Genomic DNA, 18,785 nt, shown 5'->3' on the forward strand with positions numbered 1-18,785 from the left:
ATGTTGCGATGTTCGGAGATTTCAGACTTGATGTACGAAAGGGCGGTGCAGCAATGGGCACAACCGTTGTGTTCAGTTTTCCGTATTTTGGTCATGTTAATCCTACCGTGAGGTTGGTTCAAGAACTGGCTAACCGAGGGGAACAGGTCTATTACTATACAACAGATGCGTATATGAAATATGTACAAATGGAAGGCGTGATATGTCGAAGTTACGGGGATGTGCTTTCACTGTTGGACGAAGAGATCCCTATTCTTACGACAGAGCCATTGAAAGTGTTAGACCAGCTTGTTCCACATAAACTGAATAAGCATCAGAAGATGGTCCGTTTACTCCTTGAACAGGTGATGGAGGATGATCCAGACTACATTATCCGGGACTGCGAATCTTATTGGGGGAAAATGATTGGCACTATGCTTGATATTCCGGTGATTTGTTATATCACTACCATTGCTTTGAATGAAACGATGATGGATCTTCATCATGACTATTTTGTTGCCAATGTATTCGGAAATACGACAGGACGTATGGCGTGGCTTCCCGAGTCCGGCAGTTTCAGCGAATATTTGAATGAATATACAAGGCAACTCTCTCTTCCATATTCTGTAGAATATAGGGCGATCGATGCCTTCTCCGGGGCGGACGACCTTAATCTTGTTTTTACTTCACGGGTTTTCCAGCCATTTATAGAGTCGTTTGGTTCGGATTATCTGTTTCTGGGTCCGATGATTCGTGAGGAGGAACAAGAGGGCGGAGACCTGCCGCATGTTGAACCGGATCTGCCTGTAATCTACATATCGATGGGAACCGTATATAACGACTGTCTGCTTTTTTATCGAAAATGTATCGAAGCATTCCAGGAACATCGGTGGAACGTAATCATGTCTGTCGGACAGCGAATCTCTCTTGAAGAATTGGGAGAGTTTCCCGAGCATTTTACTGTTCGATCCCATGTTCCTCAGCGAAGACTGCTCAAATATGTGGATGTGTTCATTACACATGGAGGTCATAACAGTACCAATGAAGCACTCTACCACGGAGTGCCTATGCTGGTGTTCCCGCAAGCAGCGGATCAGTTTGCTGTGTCCAGCCGGATTGAGGCATTGGGGGCAGGAAGCATCGGCGATAGCCAACACTGCACACCTTCAGATATTTCGTTTATGACGGAACGTATCCTCCATGATAAGGCTTATGCTGAGTCCTGCAAGAGGGTCGGGGAAGAGATTCGTAATGAAGGCGGAGTGAAGCTGGGCGTTGACGGTATTTTTGCGTATCTTAACGAAGGAGTTCTGGTAGGTAATACAAATGAGTAATACGTGTGAATCGTATGACGAAGGGAGTCTGCTATGGCAACGGTAATGATATTTAGCCTTCCATTTTTCAGCCATGTTAAACCAACACTACCCCTTGTTGCAGAGTTGCTGGCACGTGGAGAGACCGTGATTTATTATTCGGATGAACAATATAGAGGGTTGCTTGCCGATTATGATGTGGATTTTCGAAGCTATGGGAATATGAGAGAGTTGTTTGTGGACGACAATGATCCGGGCCTATTTTTGAGTAATCCGCAGACGATGCTGGAGCATCTAGTTCCTGGAGTGATCCAGAAAAGCAGGGCCGTTCTTCATGCGATTTTGGCAGAAGTTATGGCTGAGCAACCGGACTACATTGTCAGGGACAGTGACGCTCATTGGGGCAAACTGATTGCAGAACTGCTTGAGGTGCCAGTGGCCTGTTATGTCCTAACGTTTGCGATCAATCAGGCGCTTTTGGAGAAAGACCATCATTTTCTCATACACAAGGTATTCAGAATTCAAGAAGGCTACGCATTTGCAGACACGACGGCCAGCGAACTAAACCGTTTGGCGGGAGAACTGGCTGAAAGCCATCATATTCAAGATTTTGGCCTGGTAGATGCGTTTAGTGGGAATGAAGAATTAAATCTAGTATATACGTCAAAAGTATTCCAGCCACATTCGGATGTGTTTGATGACCGTTTTGTGTTTATAGGTCCACAGTTCCCTAATGTTAGCTCTGAAATGCTTCAATCCATGAGGATAAGAACGAAACAGGAGCATGAGCTTCCCCTGATTTACATTTCGTTTGGCTCCATCTATACAGATCGCCCGGATTTCTACCTTAAATGTATTGAAGCTTTCAGATACAGCGAAGCTCAAATCATTATGTCAGTAGGGAAAAGGATTGATATTTCATCCTTGGGAGACATTCCCGAAAATATGACGGTATCTGCATTTGTTCCTCAGTTGGAGATTTTAAGCAAGGCAGATATTTTTATCTCTCATGCCGGTTATAACAGTGTTTCCGAAGCCCTTGCATTTGGCGTGCCAATGATTCTGTTCCCTCAAGGGGCTGATCAATTTGCAATTGCATCGAGATTGGAAGAATTGGGAGTCGGTGTGTATGGCCGTGATATGAACATGCCTGCTTCAGATCTAAAGGACATGACGTTTGAAACGATGAGAAGTGAGAAGATGAGAGCTGAAGCGGTGAGATTGGGGAGCAGTTTTTTTGAAACGGGAGGTATGGTGGAGGGCGTGAGTAGAATTTTGGAATTCGTCGAACAAACATAAGATGCAGGCTTATCATCCAACAAACGTTGTTAAGCTAGAATTTATCTAGAGTTAAGTTGATTAAGAGACTTGCATCACATACACTCGTTTTGTGCGCATGTTTTCGACATTTAATGGTAATTAAGTGGAGGATGCTCATCAATTCAGGGCGAGGGGAATTTATACATGAGATCGTTTTCCAGAAGAGTACAGAAGCTGTTCATCTGCCTGTTAGTTTTGGCCTTGAGCATGGGAGGAGGTTGGTTTACGTCAGGAATTCAGAAAGTCAGTGCAGAAACAGCAGGTGACTGGGTGTATTCCGTAAATGGGAATGGAACCGTGACGATCACAGGGTATATGGGGAGTGATGTGAACGTTGATATTCCTGGCACACTTGATTCGCAAGTAGTGACTCATATTGGTAATCAGGTTTTTATGGGAAAGAATTTAACCAGTGTGACCATTCCAGACAGCGTAATCAGCATAGGGAAAGAAGCCTTTAGACAAAACAGTCTAAGGAGTGTGATCATCCCATATCGTGTGACTTCAATTGGCGATTATGCATTTTTCAAAAACCAATTAACGAGTGTGACAATTCCAGAAGGCATAACTAGTATTGGGCCAAGTACTTTTAGGGATAACTTTTTAACCAGCGTGATTATTCCCGAGAGTGTAACAAGTTTGGGTTCTTTGGCATTTGGTTACAATCGTCTTGAGAGTGTTACCATTCCAAGTAACGTAACCAGCATTGGACAATATGCCTTTATGACAAATGAATTAGAGAATGTAGTTTTTGCGGGAAGGTCCATTGGAATTGAATCAGACTGGTTTCTCAATAATGACCCGGTCATTCTAATTTCCGGTTACGAGAATGCAGAAAACTTTGTAGCTACTTATAACAACAATAATGCTAACAATAACGACCCGACCAAGCTTAAACTGACTTATGGCAAGATGATCTCCGTTGGATATAATCCAGACGGGGCTACCTGGTCTAATGCTCAAACCATAGAATTAAGTGAAAAGTCACTCATTGAGGCAGAAAAAAGTTACAAATGGACACTGACACCAGATCAACCGGATGCCACGGGTTGGGAAACCTTTGAGGGGACCTTGCAAGTCGCAGTGCCTGCTGAGGAAGGTACCTGGTATTTACATGTTAAGGCCATTGAAAGCAATCAAAATACATTATTTTTTCATTCAAACGCATTTCACATTGAACGGACATCACCTACTATTCAACTTCAAGTTAGTTCCACCGCTCCAACGAATCAGCCGGTTACCGTTACAGCAACAGTCTATGATGGCGAAAGCGGTGTTGCGCTGCTGAAATGGGCAGATGGTGCTCGCGAGGCAACCTATTTCAATTCAGGAGGCACTGTGTTCAGTGGTACTAACTTTGATGTTACTGAAAACGGAACATATACCGTATATGCACAAGACGTTGCTGGAAATAAGAGCGTTGAGACAGTGACAGTGAATAATATCTCCACAGTGGGGCCGACAATTCAAACGTCCATTGATCCGGCTGGTCCTACAAAAGGGAACGTTACAGTTGTAGCCAGCGTACAGCCACAGAATGGGATTATAGTGTTGAAGTATGCTACTGGCAAACAGGACAAAGGGTACTTTGCAAGCGCAGGTACAGCGTTGTTCCTTGTAGGTGGAAAAGCTGATTTTGTTGTTACTGAGAATGGATGGGTAAGCATCTATGCGAAGGATCAAGCCGGCAATGAGACGGTGAAGCATTTAGAAATCACTTCGATTGATCGCACGGAACCGACCCAACCAACAGTGCCAACACAACCATCAAGTGGTCAGTCACCAACAACGTCAACACCTTCTTCGCAACCAACGTCATCAACATCTACACCAGCACCACCAGCACCACCAACGACAGTTCCACCAACGTCTACACCAACACCAAAAGCTTTTTATAATGAAAAAGTGAACATAAACGTCGTGAAAGAGTTGGTAGAAAAAGCAAATAACGCATCTGCCATAGCATTTAAGGATATCGTGGCTGGTGCCTCTGAGGCGAAAGTTGTTGAACTCGGAACAAAGCTGGGAATGATCAGGGGTTATGCAGACGGATCATTCCGTGCGAATGGTGTGGTAACGAGAGCAGAATTTGCGACCATGTTAGTACAGGCATTAGGTTTAAAATCCGAAACGAATTCCAGCTTTAAGGATACTCAAAATCATTGGGGCGAAGAGGCCATTGCGATATTAAAAGCAAGTGGTATCGTACAAGGATATCAGGATGGAACGTTCAAACCCAATCAGTCGATTTCCCGAGCGGAGATTGTGGCGATGTTATCGAAAGTAATCAACACTGATTGGGTGAAAAGTTCCAAGTTCGAGGATGTATCCGGGAATTGGGCCGAGGCCGAGATTAACACTTTATCTGAAATGGGTATTGTTAAGGGCACTACGGAAGGTTCATTCAAACCCAATGCCAATGCTACAAGATCTGAATCACTGCTTATGATTTTGCGTATGTTAAATGCGAGTCTTGGATTTACACTGGATATAGAGTAGTAATAGAACCAGAACAAATACAGAGCAGTAATACAAGCAGTAATACAGATAGAGAAGACAGGTACTGTTAAACAGTGCCTGTCCTTTTTTTATTGTTGTTACGTTCATCAGAAATTATAAGCGGAATAGAAGAAGAACGAAGCTTTTTTGGCCGTTTAGGAGCACAAAGTATGACATGCCTTAAGAAGATGCACTTCCGTAAAAATTTAATTGTAAACGCTTTAAAAATTCGTGGACAAACGCTTCATAAGGGTGATATATTGTTTCTGTAAGAAACAATATTATTTATAACGAATATAAAAATGAATAAAAGGATGGGATACACGATGAACAGCATCGAAACAACACTTAAATCCTTTGACGGAACACAGCTTTATTTCAGCAAAAATTTAGTTGAAAATGCAAAGGCCGCCATAGTCATTGTACACGGATTGGCAGAGCATGCCAGCCGCTATGATTATTTGACAGAGAAATTGAACGGCCGTGGATTCAACGTATATCGTTTTGACCATCGGGGTCATGCAAGATCGGAAGGACAACGAACATTTTATAGTGATTTTCATCATCTGATTGATGATGTCAACGCTGTAGTGGAGGTTGCACTGGAGGAGAGCGGCGATACGCCACTGTATATTATTGGACATAGTATGGGCGGTTTTGCTTCTTCATCATTTGGAACGAAATATCCGGGAAAAGTGAAAGGTATCGTATTATCAGGAGCGCTTACTCGATTTAATACGAAAGTGGCTGGAGAACTGCCGATGGCTCTGCCAGCAGGCACGTATTTCCCTAATGAACTTGGAAGCGGAGTATGCAGTGTTCCTGAGGTTGTATCCGCTTACGCTAATGACCCGCTGGTAGAAAAGCAGATTTCTGTAGATTTGTTTAACAGTCTGGGGTATGGAGTAGAATGGCTGAAAGAACATGCGAAGCAATTTGTTGATCCGGTGCTTGTGTTACATGGAGCGAATGATGGACTTGTTAGCGAAAAGGATTCCCGTGACTTTTACGGAGATATCGCTTCGGCAGATAAAACACTGAAAATCTATGCACATCTCATGCATGAAATATTTAATGAGACAGCACGGGATGAAGTGATTGAAGAAGTGATCTCATGGATTGAAAAACGAATCTGATTTCAGTAGAGTAATAGAGAGAGAATCTGAAGACGAAAGGGATTACGCATGAAATTAGATTGGATGGGTGACCATCGGGAGCTTGTCGAGAAGATCATCAAATACGGCAATGCCTACTCGAACACCTACAAGCTGCAACGAAGCTACGGAACAGATATGACATTCTCTGCAGCCCAGATTCAGACACTTGAATACATTCTGGAAGCAGAGGATCAGGAAGAGAAGATGTCCGAGATGGCTACTCGTTTGGGCGTTAGCCGCAGTACCTTTTCTAAAAATGTGAAGAATTTGACTGAAAAAGGACTACTTGAAAAATATCATCTGAGTGGTAACCGCAAAGATATTTACGTCAAACCGTCAGCCAAAGGGCGAGAGGTATACACGAAGTACACCGCATTTGTTCGTGAGCTTTGTTTTGATGACATATTTAAGCTTGCAGATCAGATTACGGAAGCCGACAAAAAAAGCTTTATTCGTGTCATGGATCTGTTCGCTGATGTGCTTGTCTGGTATGGTGAAAAAGAACAAGAACCGCGGAAACTCATCAAAATAGAGCCGGATAGTTGATGAAAATTAATTCCCTTACAGCGGTCTATACGCTTTAAGGGAATTTTTTTGCGTATAGGACATTCTACAGCCCATTCCTTCCGCGAATGTCGTTCATACAGTATAAAATGCCTAATGCAGAAATGCTGTATAACGATGCTAAACGCAGGGAGTGGGATGTGTGAAAACTAACAGTAAAACAAAACTAACCGGACGTGTCATATTCAAGGGCGACCCAGGGTATGAGGCAGCACGTAAAAACTGGGACCCGCATACCGACAGGTATCCTAAAGTCTTCGTTTTTGCTCAAAAAACGAAAGATGTCTCCAATGCCATCAAATGGGCTCGTGAGAACAACGTACCGATTCGTCCGCGAAGTGGAAGACATGCGCTTGAGGTTAATCTGTCACAGGTGAACGGCGGGATTGTCATTGATGTCAGTGATCTGAACACCATCAAGCTGAACAAAACAACAGGAACAGCCGTTGTGGGAGCGGGAAACCGAGTTGGCAGAATTGCACATACACTCGCACGTCAGGGATTTATTGCTCCATTCGGGGATAGCCCAACCGTTGGTATAGGTGGTATTACGCTTGGGGGAGGGATCGGGCCTCTTCAACGAACGATCGGTCTGATCAGTGATAATCTGCTGGAATTCGAGATGGTGGATGCAAACGGGAAAATCATACGTGCGAACAAAAAATGTAACGCAGATCTGTTCTGGGCATCGCAAGGTGGTGGCGGAGGAAACTTTGGAGTGTACACCCGTTACAAATTCAAAGTACGCCGGGCACCAGCCAGAGCGACAGTATATCGGATCACCTGGCCTTGGGCTCAGTTCGAGAAGGTACTCAAAGTGTGGCAAAAGTGGGCGCCTTCCGTTGATACCCGGCTCGGGAGTGAGCTGTCTATCGGCCCCAAAAAAGGCGGCAATGTCAGTATGGAAGGTTTGTTTCTGGGCTCTAAATCCGAGGCACTGCGTTTGTTAAAGCCGATGACCAGCACGGGCACACCATCCCAGACGATCATACGTTCAGTACCTTATACAGAGGCGGTTACTTTTCTTCTACCTCCAGATCCTGTGCTTACTCAGAGATACAGCAATCAATTTTCTTCCGGATTTGGACGAAAGCCGTTCCCGGATCGGGCAATCAAATCGATGCGAGCGTTTCTGGAAAATGTGGAAGGCGAATTCGCCGGTTTCTTTTTCCTCAACTGGGGCGGAGCTGTCAGTCGTAAATCACCTACATCTACAGCATTCTACTGGCGTAAAGCCAAGTTCTATGTGGAATGGAACAGCTCCTGGACGAAACCGTCCCAGGCGGCCAAAAATATTGCCATTGTGCGTAACACACGCCAAAAATTACAGCCCTACATCGTCGGTTCCTACATTAATGTACCGGATCAAGGCATCAAACGCTCAGGTCCGGTGTACTACGGGGGGAACTACGCGAGATTACGCAGAGTCAAAGCCAAATACGATCCCCAAAATGTGTTCAACAACCCGCAAAGCATTCCTCCGGCACGTGGCCTGTAGTTATATCAAAGGAAGCGGGATCAATCGAAATGGTCTAATTGAAAAAAAGAATGTAATAGAAAAGGAGCCGCTTGGTGCGGCTCCTGCGAAATAGACATGCCTGGCCTGTTACTTTTTCTGGTTAGCCAGCCACTCCATAAGCGTTACGCTTTTACCTTTGATTTTCACAGGTTTACCATCGAAGTCTTTGGAAATGTCATTGTTTAAAACAGGAATCCAGGACCAGTGTCCATTATACTCGTATGGCGTGTTATCGCCATTTCCTTTGGTGTATACTCCACCCAAATCAAGCACCTTATCAAAATAGGAGTAATGAGCATTTTTGGCTCCCGCAGCAATCAGGCGTTTGTAAGTAGCTGTTGACGTTTTGGACGTATCCACCGTCTGATCCGCTCCTGCCGCCGTGAACCAGATCGGAATATTTTTAAGTTTGGCGATATCCTGTTTGCTCAACGAACGATCCTCGTACGCTTCTGCAGAAGGATAAGCAGCTGCAAAGTAATCCGGGTTCGCAAGCAACATGTTCAAAGTCATAAATCCGCCATTGGAGCAACCGCCAATGTAGATTCGGTCTGTATCAATATCCGTAGCATGCTGTTTCACATATTGTTTGATCAACGCAGTTAACGATTTCGTATACATACTCTTTCCGTCTTTGGTATATTGCCCGGTTCCGTCATTCATCCAGAAGGTTGGAGTCTGGGGCACCAACACAGCGGCATCTCCAAAATACTTTTGGATCGATTCATCGGCTAAAGAGGTCACCTTATTACCCAGCAGGGCAATTCGCGGATCCGTACCTCCTTCACCGGCACCATGAAGCCAGATGATCAGTGGTTTTTTCTTGTTGGTTTCCGGCATATAGGAAGCGTACGTTAGATTAATCTGACCGAACTTGGAGTCCTTGTAACTGAATTTGCCGGATGTATCAAACACGTCAACACCTTGTTCAATCATGGTATGCGGGGTGTCTGGTCTTGTGGTCAAATGCTCAACGGCATTGCCCATGGTATCTTGAAGGGATTTTTGCTGAACAATGGTATATTGAAGCTCAACATACTTATTGGTAAACGATTGCAGATCAAACATAAACGGACTTGCGGTCATTAGATCGGGATGGACTTTCATCTCAATCGTAATATATTGTCCTGCGGAGAGGGAGGTTTTATTGCCATCTTTGTCCGAAAGATAAGCTCTCTCGATCGTTCTGCTACTGCTGTCTGAGCCATCATACTTTTGCTGCGTTTGAAAATTAATCATTGGATAATTACGTTCCGCAAGAACCTTGAACGTGTCTTTAGTCAGTGTATTTCCTTGAATGGCTACGCCTGTATCCAGAATAATCTTGTAAACACCGGGACCCCAGTCATAACCTTTGGTTACGAGGGAGTAGGAGAAAGGAGAGCGTGACTCGGTAGGATTGTTTGCGCTTACATTTGTAGATACGAGGAGAGTGGAAGTTAAAGCCAGAGCCAGGAAACCTGAAAGCAGTCCTTTTTTCATCTTCATCAGCATATACCTCCGAATATATTATGTATGTCGACTTTATCATTGTACCATTTTAAGAGTAACATGGGAAATATTGCAACATTTCCTGCTGTTTAACATGCAAAAGAACCGCTTGAAAATCACCTCGAGATGAGATCCAAACGGTTCCTTTTAGTTGTATTATTGTTTAACAGCTTCGCCGGCAAACACTTCAACGTTCATTGGTGCAGCCATGAATGCCGCAGCTTGTTGAACAAAGGCCAGGAAGTGAGCACTAGAGTTGTGAGCAGCGGTTGCTGGCTCATCTTTCCACAGCTCGATCATCGTGTAGCTTTGCTCACGTTCTGTGCTTTTCACCAGATCATAGCTGATGTTGCCTTCCTCTTGACGTGTCGCAGCGATCAGTTCTTTGGCAGCAGCCAAGAAAGCTTGCTCTTGAGCGGCTTGTACTTGCAAATGTGCATGAATGATAATCATAGTTGTGACCTCCAGATAGTTGTATGTTTACAAATAGATTTAATCAATACAAGACAATAACGTTATGTGTTTCATCTTAAGAAGCAGATTGAGCAATTTATAATAAAAGCGGTTGTACTCGCTTAAGCCCAAGTTGTGATCGTATCTACAGGCAGACGGTAAGATGGGTGACCTTCTTTGGCAGATTTACCAATCGAGATCAGCATAACCGGTTGATAACGGTCTTTATCCATGCCGAATGTCTCAGCGATTTGAGCTTTTTCGTATCCGCCAATTGGGTTTGTATCGTAACCGTGGGCACGTGCAGCCAGCATCAATTGCATGGAAGCCAGACCAGCATCGATCAGGTTAACGTCACGCAGATCAGAAGCAGGCATATTGTCGTAATAAGGTTTAACCACTTTAACTTGTTGTTCAGCGATTTCTTTTGGCATAAATCCATGCTCCACAGCTTTACCAAAAATCTCTTCCAAGTACTCACCGTTTTTCATATCAATAAACACACCGATAACAGCAGCAGAAGTCAGCACTTGATTTTGGTTGAATTTTGCAAGTGGTGCGAGCTTTTCTTTGCCTTCAGGTGTATCAACAACAAGGAAACGCCAAGGTTGCATGTTTACGGAAGATGGAGCGCGAGAAGCTTCTGCCAAAATTTCAGTCATTTCTTCACGGCTGATTTTCACTTCTGGATCATACAATTTGACGGAACGACGACCGTACGTAATTTCGTTAAAATCATTTGTTTTTTGGAATTTGCTTTGTGTTGTAGACATGGAAATCTCTCCTCTATATATGGTTTAAAAATTGTTTTGCATACGTTCCAAGAAATCGGCCAGTGCCTGAATCTCATCTTCACTGAAACCATCCAGAATCTGATGAATATAGTTGGTTTTCTCTGCTTTATATCCTTCAATCTGTTTGCGCCCATGATCCGTGAGACGAACAAAAGTCACCCGATTATCCTCAGGATTTTTGCGTCTTGTAACCATGAGGTCAGCTTCAAGTTGTTTCAAGTGGCGAGTAATGGCAGCACTGTCGATGTTAATGATTTTCTGGAGCATAGATTGGTTGATCTCATCTACCTGATCCAGCTCGTGCAGAATTTCAAAGCGAGAGGAACTGATCCCGGTACAGCGTTCGAACTTGGGACTGATTTTGTTCCCCAGTACATTCAGCAGATTAATGATCTGCTCTTCTTTGGAAACCATACGTGTCATGACTAGACCTCCCGGGTGAATCCAATCAACAACGGCGTATGTTAACAAATAATTAAAGTTGCCAGTATACAATGCCATTGCTTCATGATTCTGTAGCTCTCTCAATCGTTGATGGATCAATAGTTGATACGTCAATCATTGATGGCTCAATTAATATAACATGTCATAGATGAGAATGCAACAGGTTGAAAAAAAGAAAAAATAGATTTTTTCAGAACCTATCTTAACGTAGATATTCATAAAAAGGAGAGGTTAATAATATAGGTTGTCCCTAAAAGAATAATTTAACTCGGTATGAGTTATATTGAGAATTATTATCATTCAAACTATAATGAAAATAAAAAAGTGTCGGATTTTGCTGATGAAGAGTAAATTAGATAATTAATTTGGTGAGAAGTAGCGGCTTACCATATGGAAAGGGAGTTATCATGGAGAGGAATGACTGGATTAAACGACTGGAACAATTATATCTTTCATCTGTTCATATCTGCCAATATGTCGGTATTTCAGGAGAAGCCCAGCACAGGGTATGGAAAAGATTCGCCGTATGCAGAGTAATGGATGGCAAAGGGACTTTGACAATTGATAACGTAATGCATACGTTGTCCCGTGACGATTGGTTTGTGCTTAGTCCAGGCATGCACGTGGAGTTACAGACAGATATTGAAGCCCCTGTCCGAGTGCAACTAATCTTATTTTCCGGTGTTGAACTTGTCCGAACAAACAATGTTTGGCACACGAAGCCGCTTGATTTTCCTATTACGGGTAAGCTTCAACTTCCAACCAATAGACGAGATATTCAAGAAATGATGGATCAATTCATCTATACAAACTTCGCTGCTGCCGAATCGGATAACATAGGCAAGAAATATCTTTTGCACCAGCTACTAATTCAGTTGATGACTAATGTTAAATCGTTTGTTCAACCTCATGTTGCAATGGACTTGGCCATAGATTATATGACACATCACTATACGAAGGACATTCGAATGCATGACATGGCCCGTCTTGCAGGGCTTAGTGTGAATCATTTTATAAGAACATTCAAACGTCAGTTTGGGATAACACCGATGGATTATATTCAGAAACAACGGATGACTCGGGCCAAACAGCTATTGTTTTCTACAGATAAAATCAAGATGATCGCGGAGCAGGTCGGATACAAGGACGAGCACTATTTCAGCCGGGTGTTTAAAAAAAATGAAGGTGTTGCTCCAACATTTTATATGAAAAATAAAGTTAAGCGTATTGCAACATTATACTATGGACTGGATGATGTTGTTCTAACACTCGGGTTGAAACCTGTGTCTGCTTTATCTTATGTTCAGAGAGTGACTCATCCTACCCTTATGCCTGCACATCAAGCCGATTCTCCTCAAGGACTTATTCTGGACAGTTCCGGTCAGAATTATGATAAGTTGAAAGGATTGCGGCCAGATTTAATCATTACGAGTGACCGTATGGAACCGAATGAATCTCTGCATCATATTGCTCCTACGGCTATCCTTAAACACACGAATCAAGTAGGCAAAAGTTTGCTTTATATGGCAAATATCATGGGACGGAATGAATATGCTATTCGCTGGATTGAACAGCATGCGGATTTAAGCCATGTTCTTCAAAATCGTATTCACTCCGAATGGGGAAAGCAGTCGGCAATGTTTATTCGCGTTTCCTCCGAATTCTATCGGATGTATGGATTGCATAATCAGACCGGTTCCTTGCTGTATGATGATATGGGATTACATATGCCAGAGAATTACCCAAGCGAACAGTGGGCTGTGGAGATGAACATCAATGATGTACAGCTATACAACGCGGATCATCTATTTGTTATGGTGGATCCTACAGCAGAAGCGAGAACTCAATTTCAACGTTTGATGAAATCTGATGGATGGATAACATCCAAGGCTGTACAGGAAGGTCATGTTTATGATGCAGGGGATATGTTCTTCCAAACGCTGGGTCCAACCGGGCGTGTAAGAGCTATGAAGTATGTGGCCAAGCAGCTTGGTGTTACCGTAGGGTGATATTTTACACGTAAAGAGAGTGGAATAATCCATGGAAAGCTTGTTTGCTTTTTTCTACCATAATGATAATGATTATTATTATTAAGTGGAGAAGGGGAATTAAAACGAAATGCTAAGACAGAGAACAGCCTATATGATCTTGTTGTCCCTGCTCATGCTCGTTCTAGTAGCATGTGGTAAGTCGACAACGGAAGCAACAGATGCAACATCTTCAAAACAGGCAACCACGGTGGAAGAGAAGAGCACACAAACAATTAAACACCTAAAGGGTACTTCGGTTGTACCCAAAAAAATAGAGCGTATGGTTGTGTTATCTGCTGCTTATATTGATCACATGCTTACCATTGGTGAGAAACCTGCTGGTGTTAATGTAGAAATACGCTACGGTGGAGATTACTTGCCTTATCTGGCAGATCATCTTCAAGGGGTTCCAACGGTAGGTTCGGCAGATAGTCCCAACCTTGAGGCCATTGTTCAGATTGATCCGGATGTGATTGTAATTGAGAGTCGAACAGCTGAAAATTCATATGATCAGTTGGAGAAAATTGCTCCTACGATTGTATTAGGTGACGATTGGATGGATTACAACGGCGATACAGAGTATTGGACTCAAGATTTACTGACTATTGCTGGAATGTACAACAAGGTTGATCTGGCTAAAGAAAAAATCGCGGAAGTAGAGCAACAAGCCGATCAACTTAAAGCTAAAATAGAGCAATTGGATCAGAAAAAACTGGCTTACCTAAGAGTAAGGGAGAAGAACCTGCAGATTTATGCGGCAACAGGTCACCCAACCAACACGCTCTTGTATCATGATCTTGGGTTTGAACCTTCTGCAGTGACACCGGCAGAACAACGTGAGGATCTGTCTATGGAGAAGATAGCAGATATCGATGCCAATTATGTTGTGCTTGAAGCAGATCCCAATGCCCAGGATTATTTAAGTAAGATGAAAGAAAGCTCACTTTGGAAAAACGTCCCGGCTGTTGGAACTGGTCAGGTCTATCAAACCGACTCCTTCTGGTTGTTTAAAGGATGGGGAGCTATAGGACGAATCGAAATATTAAATGAAATTAAAGATATGATTCAATAGATGGTACTTTATTCAGGGAATGACCGTGAAGAGATGGTGGCTGTTTTGGAATCGTCTTTTGTGACGAGTATCCGTGGGGCCGATGATTCTTCCACCTATGTTTTTGCTGCCAGTGACTTGCTGCATGATGAGAAGAGAGACTTGATATTACACCAACAAGCCATACAACAAGGACTCGATCAAGGCGGCACAGGAAGTGTGGCGGTGGGTACCCTTTTTGCCAAGCGATATTCGGTATGGGTTATGGCTGTAATCTCAGCTTGCAGTTTATACGATACTCTTCTAAATATCGAGGATGATGTTGTACGATTCGTATTGAATGGCACGGGCGGCATGCGCTATGAGACTCGGTTGGAAAGAAGTCTAGATAATGGTTCAGGACTGGGGATTGGGGCAAATGTAGCTCCAACTAGTGAGGTTTTGGCTCAACGCAGGACAGAAATTAGTATGCTACGGGATCGTTTACAGCTACACTTGGGACGTATTTTCCAATCAGTTGCTGCGGCAACAGGAGCAAGCATAAGGGTTATGAATGAACTGGTGGCACATAATGTACAACAATTGCTTACACGAGCGATCGAAGATCACGCGATATGGAAGACGGATAAGAGGCTTGAGCTCATTAAGAATGATGCACATGTATGGTTAAAGGAGTCAACCGATAATACATTTTTCACTCGGTTACAACGCTTTGAACATCCGGAATGGCAGGGCCCTCAGCTTCTGATCCGCAGGTATTGCTGTCTGGCGTATCAAGTGGGTAGCGGCAGTTCTGCCCATGGCTATTGTAACACTTGTCCAAAACTAGATTCAGAATCGCGATGGCGCATGCTTTTGAAATCGGATGATTAAAGAACTTGTTTTGTTTTATAAAAATACAGTTACAGTCGGTGTATTTTACTCTCCGAAGGTAGCTGTTTTTTTGCGTTAGAGAGAGTTGTTTTTGTGAGTGGTATACCCTGACAAGAACGCAAGTGATCTTCATTAAATAAAGAGTATCTCAGCGCAAATTTTAAACATAGTAATTTTCTTTAGTATGAGGAAACAAGTATACCTAACTTTTTTAGGTTGAATGACAATTACGTTTCTGTTAGCTTCCCCTACTGGATTTCAACTCATATAATAACGCTAATTCTATTCGGATATTGCAATGTAACCTAGAGATAAGTATGTATGAATGCAACGGAGCCTGTTCCAGATAGATCATGAAAGGGTTGGTGAAGTATGGGCCTCGAAGCTTTGAATGAACGTGTGAAGCATGATTTAGCGTATTTATGTTTTGGAGGTACCAGCTGGGTTCGTACAAGAGAGCATGCAGAGGGGCATGTCTATGATGTTGTTATTGTAGGCGGTGGACAGAGTGGCCTTGGGGCTGCATTTGGACTTTTGCGCGAACGGATCTCGAATATTCTGATTATCGACGAAAATGTGGCAGGGCAAGAAGGGCCATGGGAAACTTATGCACGGATGGTAACGTTGCGGACGCCGAAACATCTAACTTCTATTGATTTGGGTATTCCCTCTTTGACGTTTCGTGCATGGTGGGAGGCTCATGAGGGTGTTGAGGGATGGCAGAAGATCGATAAAATTCCTCGCAGAGACTGGATGAATTATTTGCGTTGGTATCGGGAAATCCTGGACCTTCCAGTACAGAACGAAGTTAAGTTGAACCTCATTGAACCTGGGCAGGATGGAATTCATCGTTTACATGTAACCGAACAAGGAATTCGTGAAAAGCACATTTTGGCTCGTAAAGTTGTGCTTGCAACGGGTATTCAAGGAGGCGGCGAGTGGCATGTACCCTCACTGATCTCAGATCATCTGCCGCGAGAGTTGTATGCCCATACTTCAGAAATGATTGATTTTGAACGGTTAAAAGGAAAAAAGGTTGCAGTGCTCGGCGGTGGAGCCTCAGCTTTTGATAATGCAAACCACGCGCTAGCCTCAGGTGTGGCTGAAGCTCATGTTTTTGTCAGACGTGAACAATTACCACGAGTCAATCCGATTCGCCAAATGGAACAATCCGGCATGATCGAGCGGTTTCACGCTTTACCTATAGCTGATAAGTATCAGGTGATATCTCACTTTTTCAAATATAATCAGCCACCTACCAATGATACGTTCAACCGGGCCGCATCTTGGCCTGGATTCGAGTTGCATCTGGACTCACCATGGTTAAGCGTGCAAGCTACGGATCAAGGAGCAAAGGTTGAAACGGCACATGGAATTTATACGTTTGATTTTCTTATTGTAAGCACAGGTCTGCTCAGCGATCCCGCTCTTCGTCCCGAACTGCAACTCGTGGAACAGCACATTGCTCGCTGGCAAGATTGTTACGAAGCCCCGCTGGAAGTTCGAAATGTGCTACTTGATGCACACCCCTTTTTAAGCCCTGGATTTGCAATGACCAGTAAAAGTGAACAGGGAAAAACGCTACTGCATGGCTTGTTTATATTCAATTATTCTGCACTGGCCAGTTGTGGGTTGTCTGCTTCAGCGATATCGGGCACCAGAAGTGCCATCCCCAAACTGGTTGCAGGTATAGCTGATCAATTGTTCCTGGACGACCGGGAGGAGACACTTCGTGGGTTCTATGATTATAATGAAGTGGAATTTACAGAGACATGGGCGAAACGCCCGGTTCTTGGCTGAAACAATCATATAAAGTATTTCGTGCAGCAGGGGATGCTGTACGTTTTTTTTGTTTTTTTACATTGTGACTTACACTCGGTGTCGATTTATTGTAAAATGTCGTTTGGATCATGTTAAAGGCAGGGATAAAAAATGGAACAAAAGAAACAAATAAAACAAATGAATTATGAGCAATTCAGGGCTCATGTGAAAAAGGCATCACGTATACGCAATGTACCTCTAATTAAAATTGTGGCATTTCAAGAGAAATTTATGAAAATTGAGGAAGTACAGTTCTATGATGTGGAGCAAAATTATATGAGTGTACAAGCCTGTAATACGTTGTGGATGAACCTTGAGAACAAATCATTCCGTAATATGGTGTCCCAACCATTACAGGTCTATCGGCAGATGCCCAATCTTGGGCGGCTTTCTTTCGAAAATCTGATCCGTGAATTATATGATACTGCTGTCCCCATCTTGATGGATTATGACCCTGATGAATATTACACCCTGGAACAGTTAATTGAGATCCTGGCAACGGATGAGGAGAAGCTAATCGAGCAACTGGAGATGGGAAGATTCAAGGGTGCTTTTATTAATGAAGAAGGAAAATGGCTCAAACCCAAACCGGAAGTGGAAAGCGCGGAGTTATTGTAGAAATAAGCCGTATTATACAAAAACGTAAAAATCCTGCAGCACTGCCACCAGAAGGGCGATTGTTGCAGGATTTTTAATGACAAGTCTTAATGAGCACGACGAACTACAAATCCATCTCTGCAACAATTGGGAGATCCAGGTATCGATAAGATACGCTGGCCCTGAATCAGGATTCCTTTATCTCTAGTATAGAAGGCAGGAGGGCGGCCGTTCAGACGACAGTTTCTGAAAGCAACTGGACTAAGACGAGACATGGAGGCAATGGAACCACCTACGGAGGGAGCCTCAACGATCCATTCGGCAGAGCTTTGAGGGCCTGTATATCGTTGAATGGTTCGGAAAGTCCAGCCTTTAGTGAGGTTGATCAAGCTAATGCACCAGGAATGGTGAGTTAACTTCGTAATGATACCGCGCATGCAGTCACCTGGGCTTACTGGGTTGGGAATCATGGTTTCGGTTGCCGGAAGAATCTCCCACCAGGCATAATAGACGGGTTTGCCTTGTATCCAATCGTGGGCTGTTCCCGTCTGAATCAGATCTGTGTTTGCGAAGCCGTCAATGCCAATCCATGCAGAGGAATACGAATTGCGGGAGGAAGGCAGAACATATGGTACAGTCCAATCAGCAGAAATCCGCCTATAGGGATGAGTTGTTTTTCTTTTTGCGTAACCGCTCCAATTGAAGGAAATCCAGCCCGAACGCGGGCGTGAAGCTTCTTTGATTGGATGTAACACACAGGGTTTCCGTCGTTTGATCGTACGGTCTGACATTGAAGTCATCACCTCTCCGTTGTAGGGACTAGGTTATCAGATGCGTACTATGGACTATTGGATAGGTACACTTGGACAAGAAAATAAGT

16 protein-coding genes are annotated in these 18,785 nt (G+C 43.5%); 11 read left to right on the forward strand and 5 right to left on the reverse strand.

Annotated features, from left to right (window positions below; translation table 11 throughout):
* Positions 1-53 precede the first annotated feature (53 nt).
* The 6 genes from MKY23_RS09575 to MKY23_RS09600 all read left to right on the forward strand — a co-directional run bounded on the left by MKY23_RS09575 (position 54) and on the right by MKY23_RS09600 (position 8,330).
* Positions 54-1,313, forward strand: a complete 1,260-nt coding sequence (locus tag MKY23_RS09575; protein WP_339837520.1) for a macrolide family glycosyltransferase — start codon at positions 54-56, stop codon at positions 1,311-1,313.
* A gap of 33 nt (positions 1,314-1,346) precedes the next feature.
* Positions 1,347-2,591, forward strand: coding sequence for a macrolide family glycosyltransferase (locus MKY23_RS09580; protein WP_339837522.1), 1,245 nt, complete (start codon positions 1,347-1,349; stop codon positions 2,589-2,591).
* Positions 2,592-2,756: 165 nt separating this feature from the next.
* The gene (locus MKY23_RS09585; protein ID WP_339837525.1) at positions 2,757-5,111 is read left to right on the forward strand and encodes an S-layer homology domain-containing protein; all 2,355 of its coding nucleotides are present in this window, start codon (positions 2,757-2,759) and stop codon (positions 5,109-5,111) included.
* Between the two features lie 326 nt (positions 5,112-5,437).
* On the forward strand, positions 5,438-6,247 hold the full coding sequence (locus MKY23_RS09590) for a lysophospholipase (protein WP_339837528.1): 810 nt from the start codon (positions 5,438-5,440) through the stop codon (positions 6,245-6,247).
* Between the two features lie 48 nt (positions 6,248-6,295).
* On the forward strand, positions 6,296-6,814 hold the full coding sequence (locus tag MKY23_RS09595) for a MarR family winged helix-turn-helix transcriptional regulator (RefSeq protein WP_339837531.1): 519 nt from the start codon (positions 6,296-6,298) through the stop codon (positions 6,812-6,814).
* A gap of 160 nt (positions 6,815-6,974) precedes the next feature.
* Positions 6,975-8,330: an FAD-binding oxidoreductase gene (locus MKY23_RS09600; protein ID WP_339837534.1), complete on the forward strand. Its 1,356-nt coding sequence runs from the start codon at positions 6,975-6,977 to the stop codon at positions 8,328-8,330.
* Positions 8,331-8,438: 108 nt separating this feature from the next.
* On the opposite strand, the gene MKY23_RS09605 is transcribed toward MKY23_RS09600, so the two are convergent.
* The 4 genes from MKY23_RS09605 to MKY23_RS09620 form a co-directional block, all read right to left on the reverse strand.
* On the reverse strand, positions 8,439-9,839 hold the full coding sequence (locus MKY23_RS09605; RefSeq protein ID WP_339837536.1) for a prolyl oligopeptidase family serine peptidase: 1,401 nt from the start codon (positions 9,837-9,839) through the stop codon (positions 8,439-8,441).
* A 159-nt stretch (positions 9,840-9,998) separates the two neighbouring features.
* Positions 9,999-10,295: a putative quinol monooxygenase gene (locus tag MKY23_RS09610; RefSeq protein ID WP_090920375.1), complete on the reverse strand. Its 297-nt coding sequence runs from the start codon at positions 10,293-10,295 to the stop codon at positions 9,999-10,001.
* A gap of 122 nt (positions 10,296-10,417) precedes the next feature.
* Complete coding sequence (locus MKY23_RS09615) at positions 10,418-11,068, reverse strand: nitroreductase family protein (protein ID WP_090920378.1); 651 nt, start codon at positions 11,066-11,068, stop codon at positions 10,418-10,420.
* Between the two features lie 24 nt (positions 11,069-11,092).
* Positions 11,093-11,512, reverse strand: coding sequence for a MarR family transcriptional regulator (locus tag MKY23_RS09620; RefSeq protein WP_090920382.1), 420 nt, complete (start codon positions 11,510-11,512; stop codon positions 11,093-11,095).
* 428 nt (positions 11,513-11,940) lie between these two features.
* On the opposite strand from MKY23_RS09620, the gene MKY23_RS09625 reads away from it, so the two are divergent.
* The 5 genes from MKY23_RS09625 (at position 11,941) to MKY23_RS09645 (ending at position 17,926) form a co-directional block, all read left to right on the forward strand.
* Complete coding sequence (locus MKY23_RS09625; RefSeq protein WP_339837540.1) at positions 11,941-13,542, forward strand: AraC family transcriptional regulator; 1,602 nt, start codon at positions 11,941-11,943, stop codon at positions 13,540-13,542.
* Positions 13,543-13,651: 109 nt separating this feature from the next.
* The gene (locus MKY23_RS09630) at positions 13,652-14,635 is read left to right on the forward strand and encodes an ABC transporter substrate-binding protein (RefSeq protein WP_339837543.1); all 984 of its coding nucleotides are present in this window, start codon (positions 13,652-13,654) and stop codon (positions 14,633-14,635) included.
* The gene (locus tag MKY23_RS09635) at positions 14,636-15,487 is read left to right on the forward strand and encodes a (2Fe-2S)-binding protein (protein WP_339837546.1); all 852 of its coding nucleotides are present in this window, start codon (positions 14,636-14,638) and stop codon (positions 15,485-15,487) included.
* A gap of 372 nt (positions 15,488-15,859) precedes the next feature.
* Positions 15,860-17,287 carry an NAD(P)/FAD-dependent oxidoreductase gene (locus tag MKY23_RS09640; protein ID WP_339837549.1) on the forward strand — a complete coding sequence of 476 codons (1,428 nt, stop codon included), beginning with the start codon at positions 15,860-15,862 and terminating at the stop codon, positions 17,285-17,287.
* A gap of 132 nt (positions 17,288-17,419) precedes the next feature.
* Positions 17,420-17,926: a hypothetical protein gene (locus MKY23_RS09645; RefSeq protein WP_154958116.1), complete on the forward strand. Its 507-nt coding sequence runs from the start codon at positions 17,420-17,422 to the stop codon at positions 17,924-17,926.
* 86 nt (positions 17,927-18,012) lie between these two features.
* Here the strand turns inward: MKY23_RS09645 and MKY23_RS09650 are convergent, their stop codons facing one another.
* The gene (locus MKY23_RS09650; protein WP_339837554.1) at positions 18,013-18,696 is read right to left on the reverse strand and encodes a G1 family glutamic endopeptidase; all 684 of its coding nucleotides are present in this window, start codon (positions 18,694-18,696) and stop codon (positions 18,013-18,015) included.
* Positions 18,697-18,785 lie beyond the last annotated feature (89 nt).

Source organism: Paenibacillus sp. FSL R7-0272, from assembly GCF_037969905.1.
GTDB lineage: Bacteria > Bacillota > Bacilli > Paenibacillales > Paenibacillaceae > Paenibacillus > Paenibacillus polysaccharolyticus.

Excerpts from the sequence above, each read along its gene's own strand:
- MKY23_RS09575 (WP_339837520.1), top strand. The coding sequence starts at position 54 with ATGGGCACAACCGTTGTGTTCAGTTTTCCGTATTTTGGTCATGTTAAT.
- MKY23_RS09580 (WP_339837522.1), top strand. The coding sequence starts at position 1,347 with ATGGCAACGGTAATGATATTTAGCCTTCCATTTTTCAGCCATGTTAAA.
- MKY23_RS09585 (WP_339837525.1), top strand. The coding sequence starts at position 2,757 with ATGAGATCGTTTTCCAGAAGAGTACAGAAGCTGTTCATCTGCCTGTTA.
- MKY23_RS09590 (WP_339837528.1), top strand. The coding sequence starts at position 5,438 with ATGAACAGCATCGAAACAACACTTAAATCCTTTGACGGAACACAGCTT.
- MKY23_RS09595 (WP_339837531.1), top strand. The coding sequence starts at position 6,296 with ATGAAATTAGATTGGATGGGTGACCATCGGGAGCTTGTCGAGAAGATC.
- MKY23_RS09605 (WP_339837536.1), bottom strand. The coding sequence starts at position 9,839 with ATGAAGATGAAAAAAGGACTGCTTTCAGGTTTCCTGGCTCTGGCTTTA.
- MKY23_RS09610 (WP_090920375.1), bottom strand. The coding sequence starts at position 10,295 with ATGATTATCATTCATGCACATTTGCAAGTACAAGCCGCTCAAGAGCAA.
- MKY23_RS09615 (WP_090920378.1), bottom strand. The coding sequence starts at position 11,068 with ATGTCTACAACACAAAGCAAATTCCAAAAAACAAATGATTTTAACGAA.
- MKY23_RS09620 (WP_090920382.1), bottom strand. The coding sequence starts at position 11,512 with ATGACACGTATGGTTTCCAAAGAAGAGCAGATCATTAATCTGCTGAAT.
- MKY23_RS09625 (WP_339837540.1), top strand. The coding sequence starts at position 11,941 with ATGGAGAGGAATGACTGGATTAAACGACTGGAACAATTATATCTTTCA.
- MKY23_RS09630 (WP_339837543.1), top strand. The coding sequence starts at position 13,652 with ATGCTAAGACAGAGAACAGCCTATATGATCTTGTTGTCCCTGCTCATG.
- MKY23_RS09635 (WP_339837546.1), top strand. The coding sequence starts at position 14,636 with ATGGTACTTTATTCAGGGAATGACCGTGAAGAGATGGTGGCTGTTTTG.
- MKY23_RS09640 (WP_339837549.1), top strand. The coding sequence starts at position 15,860 with ATGGGCCTCGAAGCTTTGAATGAACGTGTGAAGCATGATTTAGCGTAT.
- MKY23_RS09645 (WP_154958116.1), top strand. The coding sequence starts at position 17,420 with ATGGAACAAAAGAAACAAATAAAACAAATGAATTATGAGCAATTCAGG.
- MKY23_RS09650 (WP_339837554.1), bottom strand. The coding sequence starts at position 18,696 with ATGTCAGACCGTACGATCAAACGACGGAAACCCTGTGTGTTACATCCA.